The 1,721-nt window shown below is 44.6% G+C and carries 1 protein-coding gene; it reads left to right on the forward strand.

Annotation, left to right across the window (positions count from 1 at the left end; all coding sequences use genetic code 11):
- Positions 1-268 precede the first annotated feature (268 nt).
- Positions 269-859 carry a replication/maintenance protein RepL gene (locus tag LEP1GSC049_RS207650; RefSeq protein WP_000431908.1) on the forward strand — a complete coding sequence of 197 codons (591 nt, stop codon included), beginning with the start codon at positions 269-271 and terminating at the stop codon, positions 857-859.
- Positions 860-1,721: the final 862 nt, after the last annotated feature.

Raw genomic sequence — 1,721 nt, forward strand, 5'->3', positions numbered from 1 at the left:
CCCCCCCAGCCTAACATTACCAAACAGAGGAAATTTTCGATTAAAAAATAGGCAGAATACTCGCAAATTTGCGAGTATTTAGATATAGATAGAGAGAAAATTAAAAAGTCATTTAAAATCAATAACTTACAAAATTCAGAGTATCATCTAGATGATACTGGGGAGTATCACTATTGATGATACTCTGATTTTAAAAAATGAAAATATTTGATACATAATGTAAAGTATGTGATACTGATTGTATCATATTTTTAACTAGTGAGTATCTATGGAAAATAGCTCAAATAATAATCAAAAATCGACCGAAAAACAATCAAGTACACATCATATTGATCCTAAGTTAGCACCAAAGGAAAATGCCAATTTTGTTCAAATCAAGGATAACTCGCTCAGAGCTATTCAGGGACTTATTCAGAAAAGCCCTGTATCAGCTCAAATTTTGTTTTTCTTCATCGAAAAGATGGGTAAGCTCAACAATTCCGTAATATGCTCATATCAGACGCTTATGGAGGTTACAGGCTATTCTAGACCTACAGTCGCAAGAGCGATCAAGCACCTCAAGGACAATAATTGGATCGATACTGTCAAAGTTGGAAGTGCTACGGCGTATTGCGTCAATGCTCAAATAGCTTGGAGAGCTGCTAACAATCAGCGGCATTATGCGATTTTTTCATCAACCGTAGTTGCAACTTCTACCGAAAATCCAGACTTCGAGGGAGATCGCAAGCTACGCAACATTCCTCACGAACTTAACTCGTTAATCGGAAAATCAATCCAGCAGGGCATTCCTGATGATATTGACGAATACGAACCTGAAGAGCTAGAAGATCCCGAACTTGATTACCGCACGTTGATGTAGGGGGTGTCGGGGGGAATTGCCGTGCAATTCCTCCTGACGGTAGGGCGAATTTATTCGCCCGATAACCCTGCTCGGTAGTTGCTCGGAGTGGCTGACACGTTGGGCGTGCCGTTCGAGATAAAATCACAAGCCTTGCCCCCCTCCTGCTGAACAAAGCGATACAGAATCACGCTCAGAGCGTGAAATAACGTCTTGGGGTTTGTCTTGGTGTCATTATGGGCGTTTCGCTCCCTTAGCCGTCAAGGTCAAGCCCTACGGGTCGCCTTTGGCGAACCTTGACCGCTAACCGCTCCACACCCTACATTTCACCAAGACAAGCCCCACGCCTGTTCTTACGGGCGAACAGCCCTATCCAAGGTTCTCACTCCGTCTAAGAATTTTAAAAATGATGTTTAAACCTCCTCAAATCGATTTTAAGGCACTTAAACCAAATCCTTCGATTTAAAATAAGCCTTACCTGTAAAATCACTTCTATGGCTTTCCTATTGCGTTTTTCGGTGGCATTCCACCAACCGATCCCACTCCGTCCAAGCTTCAATTACTAGCCCCAATCTTTGCAAGATTGTGGACTTACTCCACATTTTGCAAGCAAAATATCTCACTTCGCTCGGTAAGCCCTACGGGGTTCTCCATTCGCTACGCTCATTCCGCCTCGCCTTCAGCTCGTTGGCTTTCTGAACCACCCACCGCACTCCGATTTGCCTATTTAAGCGAGCATAGATTCGTACGGTTTGAAAACCTACCGAATCGCTCGCAGGAGAGGGAAATCCCCCTCCTTGACCTACCCCCTGCACGGATCTACGGGTCGGAGCTACGCCCTCCGCTCCGTTTTGCCCGCAATTCTGCGGGGGGTCTGGGGGGG

The sequence above is a fragment of the Leptospira kirschneri serovar Cynopteri str. 3522 CT genome, from assembly GCF_000243695.2.
Lineage (GTDB): Bacteria > Spirochaetota > Leptospiria > Leptospirales > Leptospiraceae > Leptospira > Leptospira kirschneri.